The following is a 2,545-nucleotide window of genomic DNA, read 5'->3' on the forward strand; positions in this document are numbered from 1 at the left end:
CGCGGGCGCGCCCTGGTCCAACCAGGTTTGCGCCAGTGCCAGGCCCAGCACTTCGCCGAACATCTGGCTGATTTCCGGCGCGGTGATGAAGTCACCCGCAGCGCCAAGCGGGTCGTGCGTCGTGTAGTAGCCGTGCGATGGATGCAGCAGGCAAAGCAGCATGTATTCGGCAAGCGGCATCGGCCCCGTCGCGGCGATCCGCGCAGCGAGGATCTGCCCAAGCGGCGTCACCGCGCCGCCCTCGCGCGCCAAAGAAACCAGAGCCCAACCGCCAACATCGGCAGCGACAAGACCTGACCCATGCTCAGCCCCCATCCCGCCCAGTCGATCACATGGCCAAGCGGGTTTGTGGGGGTGATGTATTGCGCATCGGCAACGCGGAAAAACTCGACGAAAAAGCGCGCAGCGCCGTAACCTGCCAGAAACGCGCCCAAAACCCGCCCCGGTGCTTTCAGCGCGCCGCGCCGCACAAGCAGCCAGAGAACCACCCCCAGAACCAGCCCCTCGAGCCCAGCTTCGTAAAGCTGCGAGGGATGGCGCGCGCAGGGGCCGATGATGCCGGGGCAATTCTGCGCCGCAGCCCCCGGAAAGATCACCCCCCAAGGCAAATCGGTCGGGCGGCCCCAAAGCTCGGCGTTGATGAAATTGGCGATCCGCCCAAGCATCAGGCCCACGGGCGTTGCCAAGGCGAAGGCGTCGGCAAGGGCCAAAGGTGCGACAGCGTTGCGGCGGCAATACCAAAGGCCCGCCAGCACAACCCCCAGAAAGCCGCCATGGAACGACATGCCACCTTGCCAGACTTGCAAGATTTCCAATGGGTTCGACAGAAAGTATCCCGGCTGGTAGAACAGCACGAAACCCAGTCTGCCGCCAATCACCACGCCGATCACAACGGCGGTCATCAACTCTTCCACCGCCGCGGGCGCGATCGGGGCGCTTCCTCCCCATAGCGCGGGCCTGCGCATCAGCCAGACAAGGATCGCCCAAGCCGCCAGCAACCCCGCGATATAGGCCAGCGCATACCAGCGCAGCGCGAATTCAAAGCCCCAGAGAGTGACCGAAAACACCTCGGGGCCAATTGCCGGGAATGGAATGGCGGCTTGCATGAAATCTCCTTTGACGGGCAGAAAGACCCCGACCCCGGGGCGAAGTCAACCTTGAGCTTTCAGTTCGCGCCGCACATATAGGGCCAGACACGGCCTAAGGAGCGCGCGATGCAAACCCCGAACAAGATCTTTGACGAGATGTCCAAACTGATGACCAACGCGATGGGCGTTGCGCAAGGCGCGCGCTCGGAGGCGGAGACCGCAGTCAAGGGCTGGATGGACCGCTGGTTCGCCGAGCGCGACTTTGTTACCCGCGAAGAGTTTGACGCGGTCAAGGCGATGGCGCTGAAAGCGCGCGAAGAGAACGAGGCGTTGAAAGCCCGGCTCGACGCGATGGCGGCCAAACCCGCCAAGGCGGCGAAACCGAAGGCTTGATACCTATTGCGGCATGCTTCAGCTAAAATATCCCCGCCGGAGGCGTTTCTTTCGGCCGGGGCGCGCTCCGCGGGGGATATTTTGTCTGAAGCAGTTCAGGGCGCAAGCTCTTGGCGCAGAGTGCCGCTCTTGTCGTAGACGAGCACGCCGCCGGCTTCGGTGACCACCACGATCAGGTCTTTGGCGAAGGTGAGCGCCGCGATTTTTGCGCCTTCCGGCAAGGCAATCGCTGCGGGCAGTTCGGGCAGGGTGGGCGGCGGCGCGGCGAGGCGGATGACAAGCAGCGCCACAATCACTAAAAGCCCCACAATCATCGTGGCGGTCAGTATCGTCACCAGTCGTTTGATGAAACGCAACTCGGGCGGCAGTTGGGCTGGCGCGGGCGGCTCGGAAGGCAAGTCGGACATGGAAGCGCGCATCCTTGAGGTGGTGATCGGCGAGGCGCCGCCGTTGCGTCTTGATAAAGCGCTGGCGCGTGATGTGCCAGAGCAGGCTGCTTTGTCGCGATCGCGCATCGCGCGGATGATCGAAGAGGGTGCCGTGTCATGCAATGGCGCGGTGGTGCGCGATCTCAAGGCGCGGGTCTCGGAAGGCGAGGTTTACGCGATCGCGCTGGAACCGCCGCGCGCGGTGCAGGCCGAGGCCGAAGACATTGCGTTGAACGTGATCTGGGAAGATGACGATCTGATCGTCATCGACAAGCCCGCGGGGTTGGTGGTGCACCCGGCACCCGGCTCGCGCGATGGCACGTTGGTGAATGCCTTGCTGCACCATTTCGGCGGCCGCCTTTCGGGGGTGGGGGGCGAAGCGCGGCCCGGTATCGTGCACCGGATCGACAAGGAAACCTCGGGTCTTTTGGTGGTGGCCAAATCGGACCGCGCGCATCACGGGCTTGCGGCGCAGTTCGAGGCGCATACGGTCGCGCGGCGCTATCTGGCGCTGGTGCACGGCGTGCCTTCGGCCGCCGATCCGCGATTGGCAGGCACGCGCGGGATCAGTTTTGAGGCGGCGGGGGTGCTGCGGATCGAGACCCGGCTAGGCCGCCACCGCACCGACCGGCAGAG

General features: G+C 64.6%; 4 protein-coding genes and 1 pseudogene. 2 read left to right on the forward strand and 3 right to left on the reverse strand.

Annotated features, from left to right (window positions below; translation table 11 throughout):
• Together ABY403_RS15550 and lgt are read right to left on the reverse strand one after the other, a co-directional pair.
• Positions 1 to 231 (reverse strand): annotated as a pseudogene (locus ABY403_RS15550) (class I SAM-dependent methyltransferase); the annotation flags it as partial.
• Positions 228 to 1,106, reverse strand: coding sequence for a prolipoprotein diacylglyceryl transferase (gene lgt, locus ABY403_RS15555; RefSeq protein ID WP_372841728.1), 879 nt, complete (start codon positions 1,104 to 1,106; stop codon positions 228 to 230). The pseudogene ABY403_RS15550 and the gene lgt, both read right to left, overlap by 4 nt.
• Positions 1,107 to 1,214: 108 nt before the next feature.
• On the opposite strand from lgt, the gene ABY403_RS15560 reads away from it, so the two are divergent.
• Positions 1,215 to 1,481, forward strand: coding sequence for an accessory factor UbiK family protein (locus tag ABY403_RS15560; RefSeq protein WP_372841729.1), 267 nt, complete (start codon positions 1,215 to 1,217; stop codon positions 1,479 to 1,481).
• Between the two features lie 95 nt (positions 1,482 to 1,576).
• Here ABY403_RS15560 and ABY403_RS15565 read toward each other — a convergent pair whose 3' ends face one another.
• Complete coding sequence (locus ABY403_RS15565) at positions 1,577 to 1,888, reverse strand: DUF6476 family protein (RefSeq protein WP_372841730.1); 312 nt, start codon at positions 1,886 to 1,888, stop codon at positions 1,577 to 1,579.
• Here ABY403_RS15565 and ABY403_RS15570 point away from each other — a divergent pair.
• Positions 1,887 to 2,545, forward strand: a 659-nt coding sequence (locus ABY403_RS15570; protein ID WP_372841731.1) for a pseudouridine synthase, incomplete at its 3' end; no start/stop codon positions are given. The two genes, ABY403_RS15565 and ABY403_RS15570, sit on opposite strands and share 2 nt — an antisense overlap.

The sequence above is a fragment of the Phaeovulum sp. genome, assembly GCF_041596715.1.
Taxonomy (GTDB): Bacteria; Pseudomonadota; Alphaproteobacteria; order Rhodobacterales; family Rhodobacteraceae; genus UBA6213.

Coding starts and splice junctions, on each gene's coding strand:
- lgt (WP_372841728.1), bottom strand. CDS start 1,106: ATGCAAGCCGCCATTCCATTCCCGGCAATTGGCCCCGAGGTGTTTTCG.
- ABY403_RS15560 (WP_372841729.1), top strand. CDS start 1,215: ATGCAAACCCCGAACAAGATCTTTGACGAGATGTCCAAACTGATGACC.
- ABY403_RS15565 (WP_372841730.1), bottom strand. CDS start 1,888: ATGTCCGACTTGCCTTCCGAGCCGCCCGCGCCAGCCCAACTGCCGCCC.